2 protein-coding genes are annotated in these 3,371 nt (G+C 71.8%); both read right to left on the minus strand.

The window, feature by feature from the left end; translation table 11 throughout:
• On the minus strand, window positions 1-1,367 hold a 1,367-nt coding region (locus tag ABTX78_RS36020; RefSeq protein ID WP_352210971.1), incomplete at its 3' end, for a condensation domain-containing protein.
• The coding region (locus ABTX78_RS36025) for a condensation domain-containing protein (RefSeq protein WP_352210973.1) at window positions 1,364-3,371 on the minus strand (2,008 nt) is incomplete at its 5' end. The genes ABTX78_RS36020 and ABTX78_RS36025, both read right to left, overlap by 4 nt.

Here is a 3,371-nt window from a genome sequence, read left to right on the forward strand (position 1 = left end):
CGCGACGGCACAACAGCACCAGGCACCGCCAGCACAGCCGCCCGCTCCTCCGCAGAGAGCAGATCAATCCGCCCGATCGGCCGAGAAGGATCCGTGACGACGAGGTCGAGCACCCGGATCAGCCGGTCGACGTACCCGGCGGTCGTCGCCCGGTCGAACAGGTCCTCGCGGTAGTCCAGGCGGAGGTACAGACGGCGGCCAGGGGCGGCGATCAGGGTCAGTGGATAGTGCGTCGCGTCCCGCCCGCGGCCCAGGTCAGGAGTGATCCGCAGCCCGGTCTCCGGCCGCTCGCCGGGCTCGTCCCACGGGTAGTTCTCGAAGACCAGGGAGGTGTCGAAGAGGTCGCCCAGGCCGGCCAGTTGCTGGATGCGGGCGAGCCCGAGGTGGTGGTGCCCGGTGAGCCGCGACTGCGCGCTCTGCACCTGTTCGACGGTGGTCAGCAGTGACTGCGCCGGGTCCAGGGACACCCGTACCGGCACCATGTTGATGAGCAGACCCACCATGCTCTCGACGCCGGGCAGTTGAGGGTCGCGCCCTGCCACGACGGCCCCGAACACGACGTCGTCGTGGCCGGTGCGCCGGCTCAGCACCAGCCCCCAGGCGGTCTGGAGCACGGTGTTCAGCGTCACCCCGTGCCGGCGCGCCCAGTCGGCCAGCGCTGCCGTGCGGTCCTCGTCCAGCTCCACCGTGATCCGCTCCGGCATCAGTCCGGGGCGACCCGGATCCACCGGGGTGATCAGCGTCGGCTGTTCGAGTCCGCCGAGCGCCTCCCGCCAGGCGGCCTCCGCCGCCGGCTGGTCCTGCTGCGTGAGCCATCCCAAGTACTTTTGGTAGGGGGCCACTCGGGGCAACACGGTGGTGTCGCCCTGGCTGTCGTAAAGCGTGGTCAGCTCGCGCACGAGCAGTGGCGTCGACCAGCCGTCGAGCAGGATGTGGTGGGTGGTCATGATGAGGCGGTGGCGTCCGGCGGCCAGGCGCACCAGGGAGAAGCGCAGCAGGGGCGGCTCGGCCAGGTCGAACCGGCGGGCGTGCTCCTTGGCGGCGAGCCGGGCCAGCTCCGCCTCCGCGTCGACATCGGGAAGGGGCGACAGGTCGAACTCGTCCCAGGGAACATCGATCTGACGTGGTATCAGCTGGACGGTCCGGCCGGAGTCCACCTGCCGGAAACCGGCGCGCAGGTTCGGGTGCCGTTGGACGAGCGCGAGCACGGCGGCCCGCAGCCGCGCCGCGTCGAGGGCGCCCTCGATGGCGAAGACGTGCTGCACGGCGTAGACGTCCGCGCCGTCCTGCTCGTAGCGGGAGTGGAACAGCAGCCCCTCCTGCATCGGGGAGAGGGGGAGGATGTTTTCCAGGCCCGACGACGTCATTTCTGCACCCTCCACGCTGCTTCGAGCTGCTCGATGTCGTGCTGGCTGAGTTCGGTCAGGGGGAAGTCCGAGGGGCTGTGGCCGCCGGTGCCGGAGCGCTCGCCGTGCCGGACCAGCCCGCGGATCGCTCGGAACCAGTGGTCGGCCAGGGCTCGGACGTGCCGTTCGGTCCAGAGATCTGGCGCCCAGGTCCAGACGGCCTCCAGTTCCGGCCCGTCCGGGGCGTCGCGGACCATGCTGTTCACCTCGAGCCCGTGCGCCAGGGCGGTCGCCGGGTCGGCCCCGCTCAGCAGGCCCGTCTCGGCGGCCACGGTCCAGTCCGGGCGGCCGGGGACCACCGGGGCACCCACCGAGGGGAACCGGCCGAGGTAGTTGAATCCGAGTTGCGGTGCCGCGAGCCCGGCCAGCTCCGGCCCGGTCTCGGGATTGAGGTGCCTCAACAGGCCGTAGCCGGAGCCCCGGTCGGGCAGGGAGCGGACCTGTTCCTTGACCCGTTTCAGCGCCTGTCCGAGCGACGGCCCGCCGTCGACGACCTCTTCCCACGCCAGGGGGCCAGGGTCGACGCGGACGGGATAAAGCGAGGTGAACCACCCCACGGTGCGCGAGAGGTCCGTGCCATCGACAATCTCCTCGCGCCCGTGTCCTTCCACGTCCACCAGGAGAGCCGTGTGTAGCCCGCGTGCGTGGGTCCGGCGCCACTGGGCGACCGCCAGGGCGAGCGCGGTGAGCAGGACGTCGTCGACCTTCGCGTGGAAGGCCGTGGGCACCGTCGTAAGGAGCGGGGTGGTGACCTCGGGTGGCAGGGAGAGCGTGAGCTCACGGGCCCGGCCCACGGTGTCCCGCGCGGCATCAAGCCTGCCAGTGGTCAGCGGTGGGTCGGCCGCGGTGAGCAGTTCGGTCCACAGCGCCGCCTCGGCGGTGCGGGCCGGCCGCCGGGCCTCGACGGTGAGGAGACTCGCCCAGCGGCGCAGGGAGGTACCCACCGGGTCCAGCCGTGGGGGACGGCCGCCCCCCACGGCCTCGCAGGCGGCGATGAGATCGGGAAGCAGGATCCGCCAGGACACCCCGTCGACGACGAGATGGTTGACGACGACCAGCAACCTGCCCCGTTCGGCCGGTCCGGCGTCGAACCAGACCACCTGAACCAGCAGGCCACGCTCGGCCGATAGGCGGTCGGACGCCGCCTCCGTCTGTGCGCGGACCAGCGTCGCGTCGACGGCCGCGCCGGCGGTCTCGACACGGTGCACCAGATCCGCGGCCGACACCGATCCCACCGGACCCACCTCGAGCGACCACGCCCCGTTGTCCTGACCGTTCGGTGTCCGGGTCAACCGCAGCGCGTCGTGGTGGTCCACGAGTGCCTGAACGGCCGCGACGAGGTGGTCCTCGCGCAGCTCGGCCGGCACCTCCAGCAGCATCGCCTGGTGGAACGCGTCGATGTCACCACCGCGCGCGTCGAACCAGCGCATGATCGGGGTCGGTTCCATCCCTCCCACGCCGGAGGCGTCGGGATCGGGTGCCGACACGGCCAGTTCCTCGGCGACCTCGGCCAGTCCGGCCGCGGTCCGCTGCTCGAAGACGTCCCGGACCGCGAGTCCGACACCCGCCGAGCGAGCGAGGCTGACCAGCCGGATCGAGACGATGCTGTCCCCGCCGAGCGCGAAGAAGTCGTCGTCGGGGCCGACCTTTTCCACGCCCAGGGCCTGCGCGACCAGCGTCCCCAGCAGTCGCTCGCGCTCGGTCCGCGGCTCACGACGCGGCACATCCGCCCGCGCGCCCTGATCGGGTTCGGGCAGCGCGTCCCGGTCGAGCTTGCCGTTGGCCGTCAACGGCAGCCGGTCCAAGGTGACGTACGTGGACGGCGCCATGTACTCGGGCAACCGCTGCCGCACGAACTCACGCACATCTGCCGTCGGTCCGCCGGTGTCGGGGACGACATAGGCGATCAAACGGGTGCTGCCCGGCTGGTCGTGGTGGGCGACCACAGCGGCCTGCCCGATCGCC

Source organism: Streptomyces sp. NPDC096193, assembly GCF_040302905.1.
In the GTDB taxonomy this organism is placed as follows: Bacteria; Actinomycetota; Actinomycetes; order Streptomycetales; family Streptomycetaceae; genus Streptomyces.